This window comes from Streptomyces sp. NPDC021225 (genome assembly GCF_044332865.1).
In the GTDB taxonomy this organism is placed as follows: domain Bacteria; phylum Actinomycetota; class Actinomycetes; order Streptomycetales; family Streptomycetaceae; genus Streptomyces.
Map to the genome: position 1 here is coordinate 498,845 of NZ_JBIRPV010000002.1, position 15,535 is coordinate 514,379.

Genomic DNA, 15,535 nt, shown 5'->3' on the forward strand with positions numbered 1-15,535 from the left:
CCCCGCTCAAGTTCACCTCCGAAAGGCCTCGCACATGGACATCGACATCGACGCGCTCCAGCTCCTCTCGGGAGAGGAGACCGCCGCCGTCTGCACCGCCACCTGTGCCGACACGTGCCACCAGGGCGGCACCTGCACCCAGACGTCCGGCTGACGTGTCCCGGCGTCCGATCGGAAGGCCGGCACGGCCTTGGGACAACCACTTTGGAAAGGCGACGACATGGAATTCGATCCCGACGCGCTCCAGCTCCTGCCCGCTCCCGGCCAGGTGGAGGGCGCGCCCACGACCTGCGGGGGGATCACCTGCGACACCGGAGCCACCTGCGGCGTCACCTGCCCGGTGACCAACTGACCTGACGTCCGTATCCATGGCCGACTGAGAGGAACCACCGTGCCGGAACCGCAGGACGAGGCCGTGACGCAGCCGTCCTCCGCACGCCCCGCCCCCGGGCGGGGGCTGCCCGGAGTGACGCTGGAGCGGGGACGCGTGCTGTTCGTGTCCTCCGGCGCCATCGGCGTCACCGCCCTACCCGAATGGGCCATGGCCCTGCGGTTCCGGTACGGCTGGTCCGTCCGCGTCTGCCTCACCTACTCGGCCGACCGGCTCGTGTCCAGGAGCGCGCTTGCCGCCGTGACACAGGCACCCGTCGAAGGCCCCGACTGGTCCACCGAGCGGGGCGTCGTACCCCACCAGGAGCTGGCCGAGTGGCCGGACCTCGTGATCGCCGCCCCGGCCACCACCAACTTCGTCGCGAAGTGTGCGGCCGGGATGGCCGACAGCCTCGCCCTGACCACCGTTCTGTGCACGAGAGCACCGGTACTGATCGCACCGAGCATTCCGGAGAATGCCCTGGCCCGTCCGGCGGTGCAGCGCAATCTGCGGCTCCTGAAGGAGGACGGCTACCACGTGGTGCCCATGAGCCCCGCGGTCTCGGCCCACCGCGGCACCGTCAGCCCGTCCGGTATGCCCGGCCTGCCGGCGATCCTGAACACCGCCGCCCGCGTGCTGGACAAGCGGGGGCACAGCGGCGCCGTCGATGCGAAGAAGCAGCCCGTTGCCTGAGGTTCCCGCCGCTGCGGCCATCCCCTCCGGCCGTTCCCTGCTGTGGGATGCCGCCCGTGAGACACGAGGTCGGCTCACGCTGCTCGCCGTACTCATGCTGGTGCGCAGCGCCACCGCCCTCGCCGCGCCCGCCCTGCTCGCGGTCGCGGTCAACGGGGTCCTGCACGGCTCGAGCGACCCCGGCCCCGCGACGCGGTGGGCGGCGGTGGTGACGCTCGGCGCTCTCTGCGAGACCGTCATGATGCCGCTGGGCGCCTCCGGCGCCGCCCGCGGCGCCCGACGGCTGCGCATGCGCCTGGCCCGGCATCTCATCGGCCTCGGAGCCCGACAGCCCCAGCCACACGGCGAGTCCGTCACCCAGATCACCCAGGCCGCCGCCCAGGCCGGCATGCTGCCGATGGCTCTCGCGCAGTCGGCGGTGACACTGACCGGTTCGCTCGCCGCACTCGCCTGGCTGTGGACCACGGACTGGCGCTCCGCCCTCGCCTTCAGCCTGGCGGCCCCGATCACGGTCGTCATCGCCCGCCGGTTCATCGGCCGGGTCACGCGGACCCACTCCGCCTACCTGGCCGCGCAGGCCGAGATCGCCAACCGGCTCCTCGCGGCGCTCTCCGGCGCCCGGACCATACGCGCCTCCGACACACTCGACGCGGAACGGGCGCGTGTGCTGCGGCCGCTGCCGGACCTGTCGGCCGCGGGGTGGCGGATGTGGCGACTACAGCGGGGCACCGTATGGAAGTTCGGCCTCCTGCTGTCGCTGACCGAGGCCCTCGTCCTGGCGGTCGCCGGACTCGGCGTCACCCAGGGCCGCTTGTCCGCCGCGCAGCTGCTCGCCGTCACCGGCTACCTGCAACTCGCCTTCCAGGCACTCCAGCAGATCGACACGCAGCTCATGCTGGCCCAGGCCAGCGCCGCCGCACGCCGCTTGGCAGCCGCACTCGCCACCCCACCCCAGGCCTACGGCCAGGGAAAGGCCGCGGCCCCGACCGCCGCCCAGGGCGCGCTGAGCCTGCGCAAGGTCACCGTGCGCCGGGACGACGAGGTCCTGCTGGACGGCATCGACCTCGACATCCCGGCCGGCGTCTCGGCCGCGCTCGTGGGCCGCACAGCCTCCGGCAAGAGCCTGCTCGCCGGCCTGCCCGGCCGGCTCACCGAACCGGACGAGGGCGATGTGCTCCTCGACGGTGTCCGGGTGCGCGAGCTGACGGCCGCCGAACTGCGCCACGCCGTCGCCTACGCCTTCGAACGCCCGGAACTCATCGGAACCACACTGCACGACACCATCGCCTACGGCCGCCCGGACACCTCCCGTGCGGCAGTGGAACGGGCCGCCCAGGTCGCGCGCGCGGACGGCTTCATCCGGCGCCTGCCCGACGGTTACGACACCCTGCTGGCATCCGCCCCCATGTCCGGCGGCGAACGGCAACGCGTCGGCCTCGCCCGGACCCTGACCCGCGACGCGCTCGTCTACGTCCTCGACGACGCCACCTCCGGCCTCGACACCGTCACCGAGGCCGAGGTCAGCGCGGCCGTCACCAGCGCCCTGGCCGGCCGGACGAGACTCGTCGTGGCCCACCGCGTCACCACCGCCGCCCGCTGCGATCTGGTCGTATGGCTCGCAGACGGCCGTGTCCGCGCGGTGGCCCCGCACACCGAACTCTGGCCGGACCCCGCCTACCGGGCGGTGTTCGCCATCGCCGAGGAGGATCCGTCGTGACCGAGATCGCCGACTGGCGTCCCGGGCTGCGCCTGCTGCGCTCCGCACTGCGCGACACCGGCTCCCCGGCGCTGCGCCTCGCCGCCTGGTCGGCCGTGGAGGCGGCGCCGGCGCTGGCCTCCGGCTGGGTGCTGGCGCGCGCCCTGGACCAGGGATTCCTGAACGGACGCCCGGCCACGGGCCTCGCCTGGCTGGCCCTGTTGGGTGTGCTCTACACCGTCCGGGCCGCGGCCGAACGCGCCGCCTTCGACCCGCTGGCCCACATCGTCGAACCGCTGCGCGACGAACTCGTGCGGCGGCTCGTGCACGGCACGCTGTATGCCGCCGTTCACCGCGTCCGCACCGCCGACGCGACCGATGTGTCACGGCTGACCAGCCAGGTCGACGCGGTGCGCGGCATCGTCGGTGCCCTGCTGCGCACGGCCCGGCCCCTGGCCGTGACGCTGATCGCGGCACTCACCGGCCTGGCCGTGCTGGATCCGCTCCTGGCCGTCGTGGTCGGGGTGCCCCTCGCGGCGGCCGTCGCCGTGTTCCTGGTGAGCATGCGCGCGGTCACCCGCCGCCGACAGCTCTATCTGGCCGCCGAGGAAGAGGTGGCCGCCGTCACCGGGGCGGTCCTCGCCGCCGGGCGGGACATCACCGCACTGGGCGCGGAGGAACGGGCGGCCCGTGATGTCGAGCGCGCGGCGGACGCCTCCGTGACGGCCACCTCGGCGGTGGCACGGGCCGGCGCCGTCCGCACGCCGGTCATCCTCCTCGGCGGCCACCTGCCCGTCCTGCTGATGCTGCTGACCGGACCGGCCCTGGTACAGCGCGGTGGGATGTCGGCGGGCGCGGTCGTCGGCGCCGTCATGTACGTCACGATGTACCTGATTCCCGCCCTCGAGCTGATGACCGGCTCGGTCGCCGGCTACTGGAGCCAACTGCGCGTCCTGACCGCCCGGCTGGCCGCGGCCTCGGACACACCGGACGAGCCCGCACCCCTTTCGGCGGCCGAGGAGCCGCGGGAAGGAGACCTGGAGGTCCACCATCTGACCTTCGCCTACGGGCCGCACGCCGAACCGGTGCTGCGCGAGCTGAACCTCACCGTCCCGTCCGGCGACCATCTCGCGATCGTCGGCCCCAGCGGCGTCGGCAAGTCGACGCTCGCCGCACTGCTCGTCGGCGTCGAGGCACCCCTCCACGGCACGGTGACCATGGCCGGGCAGCCCGTGAAGGCGGGCCGGGTGGCCCTGCTGCCCCAGGAGGCGTACGTGTTCCCCGGCACCGTCGCCGACAACCTCCGCTATCTCGCTCCCGACCTGGGCACGGAGGCGCTGGACCGGGCCGTGGAAGCGGTCGGGGCGCGGGAACTCATCACCCGCCTCGGCGGATACCACGCCGAGATCACCGATCCGGCCGGCACGCTCTCCAGCGGGGAACGTCAACTCATAGCGCTGGTGCGCGTGTACGCCTCACCGTCCGCCGTCGTGGTCCTGGACGAGGCGACCAGCCACCTCGACATGGCGGCGGAGGCCGTGGCGGAGACGGCCTTCGCGGCCCGCCCCGGGGCACTCATCGTGATCGCCCACCGCCTGACCAGCGCCGCCCGCGCCCGGCGCGTCCTGCTCCTCGACGGCGAACACCCCGTCCTCGGCAGCCACACCGAACTCGGCGCCACCAGCCCGGCGTACGCGGCACTCGTCGGCCACTGGACGGCACAGGCACCGCGACCCGCCGCACGACCGTGATCAGCCGCGTCCGGCCCAGCCTCGTGCGGCCCCGCCTGCCGCGGCGGCCAGGGCCGTCCGGGACCGTACGCCGGTCTTGCGGAAGATACGGGTGAGATGCGCCTCGACGGTCTTCACGGAGATGACGAGCGTGTCCGCGATGTCACGGTTCGGCAGGCCCAGCCGGACCATCCCGACGATCTCCGACTCCCGGGCCGACAAGGCGGACGTCAAGGCGGCGTCGGCCCTGGGCCGGCGCCCACCGATCGCACGCTGCTGGTCGATGGCCGCACGCCGGAGCCACGCGGACCCCGTCGCCACGGCCAGCGCCTTGGCGCGGCCCGCCTCCTCCGCGGCCTCCGGCAGCCGGCCGGCGCGGGCCAGCCGCTGGGACAGCAGGAGGCGGGTACGGCACTCCCACAGAGCCATGCCCTGGCCGGCGAAACCCGATACGGCCTCGTTCAGCAGCCCCAGCGCGCTGTCGTCATCGGCGGTATCCGCCCGGGCACACAGGTCATGGGCTTCGCGTCCGGGTGCGTTTTCGGTGCGCATGTCGTTTCCGCGGCCCGGCACATCGGGGACGCCTTCGGGCGGCACAACGGCCCACCACAGCCGCTCGGGGGCGGGCATGGCCGATGTCATCGCCACGGTCGCCGTCCCCCGGCGGCCGTCGCGCCACGCGAGGACCGACGAGCGCAGCAGACGGGCCGGACCGGCCAGGTCGGGACGGTGCAGGGTACCCGCGCGTGTCTCGCAGTCCTCCGCCGTCCGCAGCGCCTCCTCCAGCCGCCCCAGGGCGAGCAGCGCCCACCCGTGCCCCAGCAGGAGCCGGGGCAGCAGCCCGGACCGTCCGGCCCGGCGCGCCGCCCGGCTCCCCCGGGCGAAGAGGCCGGCGGCGGCCGGGAAGTCCTCGGCGAAATTCGCCGCCCAGCCCAGCCGTACGACCGTCTCCAGATGCTCTGCCAATGCCGTGCCGTCCAACCCGTGCAAGAAGGCCCCCGCGGCAGCCGCTCCCGTGCGGTAGGTGGTGGAGTGATCGGCCATGGCACCGGCCAGCGCCACCACGGCCGCCGCCTCCGGTCTCGTGTCCTCGGCCAGCAGCCTTCGTACGGTGGGGATTTCACTGCGGACGGCAGCCATGAGAGCGAGCCGCAGACGCAGGGGAGGGGCCATGTCCTCGGAAGCGGCCCGCAGACCCCCGGCGAGGAGCTCACGTGCCTCGTCATGCCTGCCCAGGTCGATGGCCAGACGGGCACGGAGATCGGCCATGACGGTGGGGTCTTCCAGAGCACCGAGTTCCGGCAGCAGTTCGCGGCGCGCGCGATGATCCCCGGAGTGCTCCGCCGCCTGCCAGAGGGAGACCGCGAGTCGACGGCGCAGCGAGGACGGCACGTCGAACGGCGCGATCCGACGCGCGGCGCGCAGCCATTCCACGGCACGTTCCGGGGACGAGCCGATAGCGCGGTCCGCCGCGTCGGCGAGCAGCCGCACCGCCGGCAGGTCGCCGGGCGCGGCGGACCGGGTGACATGTACGGCCCGTTCGACGGGATCGGCACCGGCCTCGTGCAGCACCTCGGCGGCCCGGGCGTGCGCGGCGATCCGGGCGCCGGGCGGGATCCGGGCGTACACGACAGCCCGCACAAGGGGGTGGCGGAACCGGAACAGCGGTGTGCCGACGATATGGGCGCTGATGATGCCGCGCTCGACGAGGGCGTCCAGCGCCGGGAGCACGGCGGCCACCTCACGGCGGGCCACGGTGGCGACGAGCGTCACATCGAAGGGGTCTCCCAGTACGGCCGCGGCCGAAGCGAGCTCACGTTCGTCCGGGCTGAGCCAGGCGGGCTCCCGGGCGTGCTGGGAAAGCGGGGCGGCGAACAGGCCGGTCCGTGCCAGTGCGCGCAGTTCGAGGTCGCTGAGCGAGGCCAGGGTGGGCAGCCAGCCCGGAAGGCCGCGGGTCAGCTCGTACAGCAGACAGCGGCGCTCGACGGACAACCCCGAGCCGAGCAGCCCGGCGAACTGCTCCCGGGTCAACGGCGCGGTCCCGATGCGGTACGCCCGCTCGCTGACGGGCTGTTCGGGCAGGACGGTGCGGGCGACGACGGCGGAGGCCGGCGGCACCGACACGGGGAGGGCGCCGGCCAAGCCGTTGTCGTCGAGACAGACGAGGGCGCGTGCGTCCGCCGGGGCGCCTGACGGATTCCACACGACAGCCAGTCCGCGCTTCTGCGCCTGTGCGGCCAGTTGCTTCAGCATCCGTGTCCGGCCGCTGCCTGGCTCGCCGGCTATCTGGATCTCGCACACCGCGGGTGTTTGCGGCCGGAAGGCCTCGGCGATGGCCTGGTCCAGCACGGCGGTCACATCGTTCATGGGATCAGCCAGACAAGTCTCGACGCGGACCGACAGCCAGCGACGCGGTGGTGTGCGTCACTGGGCTGGTCGGCTGTTCGGCGGGCTGTCAGCAGACGACGACGCTCGTGTTGCTCTCGCAGCCGAGGGCGATGCTCATGCTGCTCGCGGCGACGAGGCCTTCTTCGTCCGGACCGTTGTCGGTGTTGAGATCCTGAAGTTGCAGAATCTGCGGCATGGCGTATTCCTTAATGGGACGAGCGCTGCTGATCGCGCCGGACCCTCGGGCACCAGGCCTTGTCCGGCGGTGTGTGACGCCTGCGGCGGGGCGGGGAACAGCACCGATGTGCGGCTCCGCCGCGTGGCTTCGGCGGGGGTGGGGAGGTGTCGGGCACCTGACACCTCCCCACCGATGGTGCGACGCTGTCGGGCCGGCGTTACTAGCAGACGATGAGGCTCAAGTTGCTGTCGCAGGCGAAGCCGCTGAGCGAGCTCCAGGCCTCGACGCCGTCCTCGTCGTGCCCCTGGCTGGTCTCGAGCTCCTGAAGCTCCAGGATCTGAGGCATGGTGGTGTTCCTTTCATCGATGGGATGGTTGGTGACCCCGGCCGACAACAGACGCGGCCGGGAGCTTGTGGGGTCTCATGCGGGGACCGCGTCCACGGTGAAGAAGGGATTCGGGGCGGGATCGAGCAGTTGGCTGAGGAAGAGCAGCACTCCCGATGAACCGCTCCAGAGTTCGGCGCTGAACCGGAGCGTCTGGTCGCCCAGGAAACGCGTACCGTCCGCGTGCGGAACGGCGTGTGTGTACAACGCCTGTGCGACGCGCAGGGCCGCCTCCCGGGCTTCGGTGTCGCCGGTGAGACGGGCGTGCTCGGCCAGGACCAGGCCGAGACCCGAGAGCCCTTGGTACAGCCCGGGCATCGCGGTGAACCTCGAGTCGAGCCGGGCGAGCAGCCTGGGCAGATCCCCGGCCAGCCGTTCGTCATCCACGGCGGCGGCATATCGGGACACCGCGAAGGTGACTCCGGCGGTACCGCTGTACATGTACGGCATGGCGCGGCGGTCGGCCGTGGAGACCGGGAAGGACAGGTCGGGAGCGAGCGGGTCGGAGGCACGGTCGAGTTCCGCATGGAGCAGGCGCATGCCACGGGTGAGCGGGCCGCTGTCCCCGGTGACATGGGCGAGTTGCTGCAACATCAGGGCGATGCCGCTCCGGCCGTGCAGGAGGCCGACCGCGTCGTCGGGACCGAGGTACGGGGTGAGCTCGCTGTCCGGTGGCAGCGCGGCCGCGATGGCCAGGGCTCGGTCGAGGTGACGCTCGTCGGCTGTGTGGCGGTACAGGGCGAGATGGGCCATCGCGATACCGGCCGAGCCTTCGGACAGGGTGGCGCTCCGCGCGGCGAGGGGATGCGGGGTGGCTGTGGAAAGCAGGTCGGCCGCTTCCTCGATCAGGCCGTGGTCCGCGAGGACCCACGCGATGCCCGACAGGCCGACGTGCAGGCCGGGTGGCAGAGTCGGCGCGGCCGAGAGAGCGTCGCGCCGCAGCCGCTCCAGCGCCCCCTCGGGCAGCGGCCGGCCGGCCCGGGTCAGGGCGTGCAGGACACCTGCCGACCCGTAGGCCACGCACAGCGTGTTGGCCAGGTACCCCTCCGGGACGGTGGGGAACACTCGCTCCGAGTGGCCCGGATCGGCCATCGCGACGAGGGCGTCCGCGGTGCTTTCCCGCAGTGCGGCCAGATGCGTGAGCGGGTCGCTTTCCACGTCCGCGGGCGTGGGGAGCGAGGGGCTGTCGGACGGGGTGTGATAGCGGGTGGCGTGCGTCCACAGAGAGTCCGGTACCGGCGCCGTCTTCTCGATGCCATGACGCAGATGTGTCAGAACGTCGGGGTTGCGGTGGGCGACCAGGTTCAGCGGGAAGATCAGGAACTCGGCGATTCCGCTCAGCCCGTAGTGGTCGTAGATCTCGGGATCCGCGCCGGTCAGGCTGCGGGGCGGGCTGAATCCGGGCGTGCCCATGGGAGCGAAATCGCTGCCGATGCGCGCTGCCGCCTCGAAGTCGATCAGCCGGACCGCGCCGTCGTCGGTCGCCATCACGTTGCCGGGGCTGACGTCGACGAATACGAAGCCGAGGGAATGGAGTCTGTCGAGGGCCCCTTGGGTCTCCGTGAAGACCCGTTCGCACCGCGCGAAGTAGTCGGCGAAGTCATCGTGCGTCGGTGCCGTTCTGATGCTCGGATTGTGGGCGACTGTCCACGCGTTCAGGGTGCGGCCCTCGATGAACTCCGTGACCAGGAACTCGTGCTCCCACTCCCGGAAGTACGCGATCGGTTCGGGTACGAGCCCGGGGGCGGCGGCGTGCAGGGCTTTGAGGGTCTCCCACTCGGCCCGCAGCCGCTCGGGCGCGGTGGTGTTGCCCGCACTCACGCCGGTGTGCGGCCGTGCCTCCTTGATGAACACGCTGCGGCCGGTGCTGTTCTCGCGCCCCCGGTAGGCGCCTCCGCCGTTGCTGGGCCGCAGCACGGCCTCGAAGGTGAACCCGCCGAAGGACAGCTCGTCGGAGGGGGCGGAAACGGATTCCGCGAAGGGGTCTTCTATGCCGGCCGGCAGGTGGAACGACACCCCGCGCTGGTCCTCGACCAGGTTTCCGTGGCCGTCACGGACGAGCGGCAGGCGCGTACCGTCCGGATTCAGCCGCTCGGACCGCCGGTAGGCCCCGTAGCGATAGTGCACCGTGCGGGATGCGCCGAACCGTCGGTCGCTGAGGACGTACGGGCCCTCCTCATCCTTCAGCGCCTCGCTCAGCGCCTCCATCAACGTGCGTGAGGCCGCGACATCCGGGGGATAGGCGGCGATGAACTTGCCGCTCTGTGGACGAGCCGCGTGTTTCTGGTGCATCCACTCGTAGAACAGCTCCGCGGTGATGTGCTTGAAGGCTGTGCCCTGTTCGAAGAGGATGCCGGCGGCGATGTCGAGGACCTCGTCGAGGCGGTCGGGCCGGGCCGAGACATGCACCTTCCAGCCGCAGTCGGCGAGTGCGGCGTCCTCGGGCAGCCACATGGTCCACACGCCTGCCTGGCTGGACGTCCACCCGTCCGGGACCCGGCTCGGACGGAACAGCCAGCCGGGCGCGGGAGCGCTCTCCAGCGGTGCGTAGAAGTCCGGGTCGGCGACAGTGAATCCGTACGGTTTCCTCATCCGTCTCTCCAGTGGGCCGCGTACGAGACCGTCCAGTACGGCGAAGCGGTCGGGCCCGCTCTTCTCGCACCGGTTGACGCACCACACGATGGGCGAACCGCATGCGCCATGTCAACTGAAATGAATGACCTTCTAAAACTCATTCACATGAGCTAATCTGCCGTCCGGTCAACCCACAAGGAGACAGTCATGAGCAGAGTTCTGGCCCTCCAGTCCCTGGAGCCGGCGGAAACCGAGGTCGCGGACGCGTTCCCCACGACCATGACCATCACCACCAGCAACAGTCATCTGAGCGTGTTCATGGACTGCTCCACGACCGTCACGCGGGCAGTGGAGTAGGGAACACGCGGAACGTGCACAACTGACGGCGTCTCGAACGACTCTGGCTGACGGCGCATCGGCGGACATCGGGGATGTCCCTCGTCTCAGGCGCGACCCGAGCTTTCGGTTCCCGCCGCGACGTGGTCGCGCATACGGTCGAGGACGTCGCCGACCACTCGGGAATGGATGAGCGCGCGAGTGACCCGAACCAGCCAGGCCGCCTCGTCCTCGGTGGTTTCCAGGTGCGCCGTCGGTGTCCGGCGGTGCTGGTCCGGTGTGCCGCTGTGCGTGCGCCCGGCCCGCTTGTTCTCGAGGGCCGCGGCGATGACGGCGGCTTCGAGGACGGCCTCGGGGTCGGCCGCCGCCGGGCCGGCGCGGTCGAGCGCCTCCATGGCCCAGGTGAGTGCTTCCGTCTGCTGATAGGCCCTCAGGGCCATGCTGCCGTCCCGGATCTCGATGACCCTGCGGTACAGGGCGAACTCCGCTCGGCGCAGACCGGGGCGCCGGACGGCGGCGTCCGGGTCCAGCGCGATCTCGGGCAGTTCGGCGTAGAGCGCCGACCACAGCGGTTCCAGGTTCTTGTGCGCGCGGCGGGCGCGCAGCCGGCGCAGCGGGGCGGTGATCCGGTCGCCCCATCGAGTGGCCGTGGCGCCGGCCGTGGCGAGGACGGCGGTGACCATGCCGAGAGTCGTGGAAACGACGTCCTCGCCCAGGCCCTGGCTGCCCTGGGCGAGGTTGGCGGCGGCGTCGTCCAGAGCCCACAGGGCCCACACCGCCGCGGTGGCCGTGGCCAGCGTGGCCAGCCTCAGGCCCGTGCGCAGCGAGCCCGGTGGCGTGCGCCGCGTCTGCCGGATGACGGCTTGCGCGAGGACGTACAGGCACCAGCAGGAGTAGCCGGCGAAGAGGACGTTGTACGAGGCGAGGACCCAGCCGCGGCCGGGCGCGGCCACCGCCGACGCGCCGACGGTGGTGACGCCGGCGCCGAGGAACAGTCCCAGCGCCGCGGCCTGGACGAGGACGGCGGCGCGGATGCGGCGCCGGCGGCATAAGGCTTTCCGTTCGGCCGCCGGCGGATCGATGGTCAGCGCGATCAGTACGAGGAAGGCGGCGGCGGCGACGTTCAGCTGGTACGTGAGGAGCAGCTCGGCATCGGGCGACGGAAGCAGCCGGTCCAGCGAATCCATCACCGCCGGGGCGTTGAGCAGCATCGCCGTTCCCGCGCACAACGCGAACCCGGCCACGTCGCGGTGGGCCGGATCCACTCTCCCGCCGCGGGTGGTCACGAGGCGGTGCACGGCGAACACCAGGAAGACGAGGGCGGCGAGAGACGCGGTCAGGTTCGTCACGGGTGCCGCCGCCGGTGCGCGTTGCGGGGCGAGTCCCGGTGCTGTCCGCGTGGGCCGAACAGCGAGTGCAGCCGGGCCTGTTCCGGGTCGGCCGACGACGCCTTGGCGTGTCCGGCCCGGTCGAGCTGAGCCGCACGGCTCAGGATGAGCGACGCCACCAGCTCGGCCTCTTCCTCCTGCGGCTCGCTGTAGACGGTGCGTCCGAGAACCCGCTGGACCAGCGAAGGCGGCAGATGGGGCAGTAAGACCTCGACGGCCGAGGACACCGCGGGAGACGTCTCGTGATGACCGCACAGCAGGTGGGCCACTTCGTGCAGCTGGATGTGCTGCTGGTGGAGTGGTGTGGTGTCCGCGGGGAAGAGGATGCGGTCGGCGCGGTCGGTGGTGACGAGCAGCCCGCACGGAAGATGCGGTCGGGCCGCGACCGGTACGAGCTCGATCGGCCGGCCCCGGGCCTGTGCCAGCATGCCGATGAACGTGGCCGTGTCGAACGGGGTCGGCAGGTCGAGGTCGTCCACCAGACGCCGACATCGTTGCCACAGGTCCTTGCTGCTCAGGCCGCTGCGCACGCGCATCCTCTTCCCCCGGTCGCTGTGTGGCCGTTGTCGCGGGTCAGCCCTCGGTGCGGTCCGCGCCCTCACGGCGGGCGAGGACGTCGATCATGTCGCTGATCGTGCTGACCGCCTCCGGCGAGAGGTTCACCGCGCGCAGCGCCATGCTCCGGACCCCGGCGTCCCGCAGGGCTCCCAGCAGCTCCAGGTCCTTGGCGATGGCCGCTCCCTTGTCGTCGTCGAAGAAGTACGCGACCGGGACGTCGAAGAACTGGGCGAGCGCTTCGAGGTGCCGCTTGGTGGGGTTGTCGCGGCGGCCCGTGCGCAGCTGCCACAGGTAGGTGGTGGAGAAGCTCTCCCCGGTGACCTCCCGGCAGGCGCGCGCGACCTCCTCGTGGCTGAACTGTTCGCGGTTGGGGCGCCGGACGATGCGGAACAGCGCGTCGATCTTGTCCGCGAGAGTCGTCGGCGCGGACGGATCGGTGTCGCTCACGTGCGACTCCCTTCCACCACGGGGTCAGCCTGAATGAAGCACCCACGAAAACACGTCCATCTTAGCTTGTGTCCGCGGCGGGGGCTGACCTGGGACACCGAGTGGCCGGCCGGTTCAGGCCGGCTCGATGGACAGGCTGTGGCGGAAGGCGTTCGTGGGGTCGTACTTCGCCTTCACCTGCTGGAGGCGCCGGTAGTTGTCCTTGTAATAGAGGTGGTGCCACGGCGTGTCCGAGGTGTTCCAGGCCGGGTTCCGCAGGTCGGCGTCGGGGTAGTTGATGTACGCCCCGTCGTTGATCTCATCCGGGACGGGGACCCCGCCCGTGCCGGCGTACATCGCCCGGTAGAAGTTCCTGACGCCCGCCTCGAACGCGTCGGTGTCCGAGGGGTTGGCCCAGGCCGTCACATACCCGATCTTGAAGCGGGCCCCCCGGTGGGCATACGCGGTGGCGTCGGGGGCGATGTCTCCCACCCTGGCGCCGTACGTCGACAGCGTCATCACGCCCGGTACGCGGCCCGGGTCGGGGTCGGTCATATGCGAGAACGCCACCTCGGTCTGGGCGCGGCTGAGCGTCTTCTTCGCGTAGGCCGACTTCATCTTCGTATAGCGGCGGCTCACGCCCTCCCCGGTGCCGATCAGCGCGGCCTGGAGCCAGGGCACTTCCTTCCGCAGCTGGGTGAGGGAGTAGGCCGCGGTGCCCGCGCTGATCGCGTCGAGGTGGTCGCGCATCAGCCGCTCGGCGTTCGACTCGGCGGAGACCTGGCCCATGATGTACGGGGCGCCGAGCACGGACGGCATCAGGAGGAGGTCGGAGTGCAGCGCGGCGGCGGGTGAGCCGGAGTCGCTGTTGGCCTCGACCCAGGCGCCGTGGTTCTCCAGCAGCCGGGTGAACGCCGCCCGGTCGAGGTCCTGCCAGCGCCACGCCGCCCTGAACGTCAGCACGTGCCGCGGCGGGGCCGGCAGCAGCCGTGCCGGGTCCGAGCCGCCGGCGCCGGGGGAGCGGAACCAGTAGCGGGTCACCACTCCGAAGTTGCCGCCGCCGCCCCCGGTGTGCGCCCACCATAGATCCCGGTGCGGGTCGTTGTCCTCGCGGGTGGCCACGACCGTGCGCACCCGCCCGCCGCCGTCCACGGTGACGACCTCGACCCCGTACAGGTGGTCGACGGTGAGCCCGTGCAGCCTGCTCAGCGTGCCGAAGCCGCCGCCCTGTACATGCCCGCCCGCGCCCACCGAGGGACACCAGCCGCCCGGGATGGTCACGCCCCAGCCCAGGTACAGCCTGCGGTACACCTCCCCGAGCGTGGCGCCCGTCTCGACCGCGAAGGCGTTGCGGTCCGGGTCGAAGGAGACGGCCGTCATGCCGGACATGTCGATGACCATCCGGACCTCGGGATTGTCGACGAAGTCCTCGAAGCAGTGTCCGCCGCCGCGCACCGCGACGCGCAGGCCACCGCGTACCGCGTCCCGCACCGCCTCCTCCACGTGTTCGGTGCTGCCCACGACGCGCACGTGATCGGGCGATCCGGTGAAGCGCGCGTTGGTGCCGCGACGCACCAGCTCGTAGTAGCGCCGGTCTTTGCTGCCGACCCGCACGGGGCCGAGCGGCGGCGGGCAGGTGGCCCCCTGGCCGGGCGCCTCCGTCGCACTCGCGGTCCCGGCGGCCGGGATCCCGATCCCGATCCCGATCCCGGTACCGACACCGACCGCCGCCGCCGAGCGCAGCATGGAACGTCTGGTCTGCTCCCGCATGGTCCCCACCCCCTGGATAGGCGCCAAAGGTGCCTGAGCGCCGTTAAGCGGATCTAAAACCGGGTGGCGGCGGAGGCCAGGCAGCAGCTGACGAAGTCCTGGACGACCGGGTTGGCGTCGTCGGCCGGGGCCCAGGCGACGGCGACCTGGCTGGGGCTGACTCCGGTGACGGGGCGGTAGACGACGCCGGGGCGGGCGTAGAAGCGGATGGCGGATTCCGGGGCGAGGGCGATGCCGTAGCCGTTCGCGATCGCGCTGAGCCAGTCGTCGGGCTGGTCGGTGACGGCGCCGATGCGGACCGGGTGGTTCTCGCGTTCGTCGGCGGCCAGCCAGTAGTCGCGCCATGGGCCGGATTCGGCGGGGGCCGCCACGAAGGGTTCGTCCCACAGGGCCCGGAAGGGGATCACGTCGCGGGCGGCCAGGGGGTGTGCGGCGGCGAGGGCGACGCAGCGGGGTTCGGTGAAGAGGAGCGCCGTGCGGAGCGCGTCCTGGCCGGGGAAGGGCAGCCGCACCAGGGCGACATCGGCCTCTCCGTCGGCGAGCCCGGCCGAGGGGTTGGCCCAGGAGGCCTGCCGCAGCTGCGCCCGCCAGCCCGGTCGGCGGCGGGAGAACCCGGCGACGATGAGCTGCGTCGCCTCGTTGGCCCCGCTGGCCACGAAGCCGACGCGCAGCACGCGGGCGGCCCGGCCGGCGGCGGCCTTCGTCTCGCGCAGGATGCCGTCCCACTCGGCCAGCAGAGCGGGCGCCCGCTCTGCCAGCGCGCGGCCCGGTTCGGTGAGGGCCATGCCGGACCGGGAGCGGGTGAACAGGGCCGCTCCGAGCTGGTCCTCCAACTGCTTGATCTGCTTGGTCAGCGCGGGCTGGGAGACGAACAGCCGCCGCGCGGCACGGGTGAGGTTCCCTTCCTCCGCCACGGCGACGAAGTACCGCAGCAACCGCGTGTCGATATCCATGCCGCCAGGTTATGGACACGGGTATTGGACGGCGCTCCGAGCCTTGACGAGGCTGGTCAGCGGGGGGCAGGGACGGGAAGGGGTGTAAGG

15 protein-coding genes are annotated in these 15,535 nt (G+C 72.0%); 6 read left to right on the plus strand and 9 right to left on the minus strand.

The features are described 5' to 3' along the window. Positions 1-34: 34 nt before the first annotated feature. The 5 genes from ACH4S9_RS10385 to ACH4S9_RS10405 all read left to right on the plus strand — a co-directional run bounded on the left by ACH4S9_RS10385 (position 35) and on the right by ACH4S9_RS10405 (position 4,510). Entirely contained in the window at positions 35-154 is a 120-nt protein-coding gene (locus ACH4S9_RS10385) for an ALQxL family class IV lanthipeptide (RefSeq protein ID WP_311727551.1), read from the plus strand. A gap of 66 nt (positions 155-220) precedes the next feature. Then, entirely contained in the window at positions 221-352 is a 132-nt protein-coding gene (locus ACH4S9_RS10390) for an ALQxL family class IV lanthipeptide (protein ID WP_311727552.1), read from the plus strand. A gap of 39 nt (positions 353-391) precedes the next feature. Further along, complete coding sequence (locus tag ACH4S9_RS10395) at positions 392-1,063, plus strand: flavoprotein (RefSeq protein WP_311727553.1); 672 nt, start codon at positions 392-394, stop codon at positions 1,061-1,063. Next, positions 1,056-2,780, plus strand: coding sequence for an ABC transporter ATP-binding protein (locus ACH4S9_RS10400; RefSeq protein ID WP_398371089.1), 1,725 nt, complete (start codon positions 1,056-1,058; stop codon positions 2,778-2,780). The genes ACH4S9_RS10395 and ACH4S9_RS10400 overlap by 8 nt, the downstream gene beginning before the upstream one ends. Beyond that, on the plus strand, positions 2,777-4,510 hold the full coding sequence (locus tag ACH4S9_RS10405) for an ABC transporter ATP-binding protein (protein WP_398371091.1): 1,734 nt from the start codon (positions 2,777-2,779) through the stop codon (positions 4,508-4,510). Before ACH4S9_RS10400 ends, ACH4S9_RS10405 begins: the two co-directional genes overlap by 4 nt. Here ACH4S9_RS10405 and ACH4S9_RS10410 read toward each other — a convergent pair whose 3' ends face one another. The 4 genes from ACH4S9_RS10410 to lanKC all read right to left on the minus strand — a co-directional run bounded on the left by ACH4S9_RS10410 (position 4,511) and on the right by lanKC (position 10,032). Continuing rightward, on the minus strand, positions 4,511-6,856 hold the full coding sequence (locus tag ACH4S9_RS10410) for a LuxR C-terminal-related transcriptional regulator (RefSeq protein ID WP_398371093.1): 2,346 nt from the start codon (positions 6,854-6,856) through the stop codon (positions 4,511-4,513). It abuts the gene before it with no gap. An 88-nt stretch (positions 6,857-6,944) separates the two neighbouring features. Then, a complete protein-coding gene (locus ACH4S9_RS10415; RefSeq protein ID WP_398371095.1) occupies positions 6,945-7,073 on the minus strand; it encodes a SapB/AmfS family lanthipeptide in 129 nt (42 codons plus the stop codon). 202 nt (positions 7,074-7,275) lie between these two features. Then, positions 7,276-7,401 (minus strand): SapB/AmfS family lanthipeptide, encoded by a 126-nt coding sequence (locus ACH4S9_RS10420; protein ID WP_311727558.1) that lies wholly within the window; start codon positions 7,399-7,401, stop codon positions 7,276-7,278. A gap of 75 nt (positions 7,402-7,476) precedes the next feature. Continuing rightward, entirely contained in the window at positions 7,477-10,032 is a 2,556-nt protein-coding gene (gene lanKC / locus ACH4S9_RS10425) for a class III lanthionine synthetase LanKC (RefSeq protein ID WP_385345481.1), read from the minus strand. Positions 10,033-10,221: 189 nt separating this feature from the next. On the opposite strand from lanKC, the gene ACH4S9_RS10430 reads away from it, so the two are divergent. Then, complete coding sequence (locus tag ACH4S9_RS10430) at positions 10,222-10,371, plus strand: class III lanthipeptide (protein ID WP_311727559.1); 150 nt, start codon at positions 10,222-10,224, stop codon at positions 10,369-10,371. Between the two features lie 86 nt (positions 10,372-10,457). On the opposite strand, the gene ACH4S9_RS10435 is transcribed toward ACH4S9_RS10430, so the two are convergent. The 5 genes from ACH4S9_RS10435 to ACH4S9_RS10455 all read right to left on the minus strand — a co-directional run bounded on the left by ACH4S9_RS10435 (position 10,458) and on the right by ACH4S9_RS10455 (position 15,445). Beyond that, positions 10,458-11,699 carry an MAB_1171c family putative transporter gene (locus ACH4S9_RS10435; RefSeq protein ID WP_398371098.1) on the minus strand — a complete coding sequence of 414 codons (1,242 nt, stop codon included), beginning with the start codon at positions 11,697-11,699 and terminating at the stop codon, positions 10,458-10,460. After that, on the minus strand, positions 11,696-12,274 hold the full coding sequence (locus ACH4S9_RS10440) for a ParH-like protein (protein ID WP_352129652.1): 579 nt from the start codon (positions 12,272-12,274) through the stop codon (positions 11,696-11,698). Before ACH4S9_RS10440 ends, ACH4S9_RS10435 begins: the two co-directional genes overlap by 4 nt. Before the next feature lie 37 nt (positions 12,275-12,311). Next, entirely contained in the window at positions 12,312-12,743 is a 432-nt protein-coding gene (locus ACH4S9_RS10445; RefSeq protein ID WP_398371101.1) for an XRE family transcriptional regulator, read from the minus strand. Between the two features lie 114 nt (positions 12,744-12,857). Beyond that, the gene (locus ACH4S9_RS10450; protein WP_398371103.1) at positions 12,858-14,492 is read right to left on the minus strand and encodes an FAD-binding oxidoreductase; all 1,635 of its coding nucleotides are present in this window, start codon (positions 14,490-14,492) and stop codon (positions 12,858-12,860) included. 53 nt (positions 14,493-14,545) lie between these two features. After that, on the minus strand, positions 14,546-15,445 hold the full coding sequence (locus ACH4S9_RS10455) for a LysR family transcriptional regulator (protein WP_311727564.1): 900 nt from the start codon (positions 15,443-15,445) through the stop codon (positions 14,546-14,548). Positions 15,446-15,535: the final 90 nt, after the last annotated feature.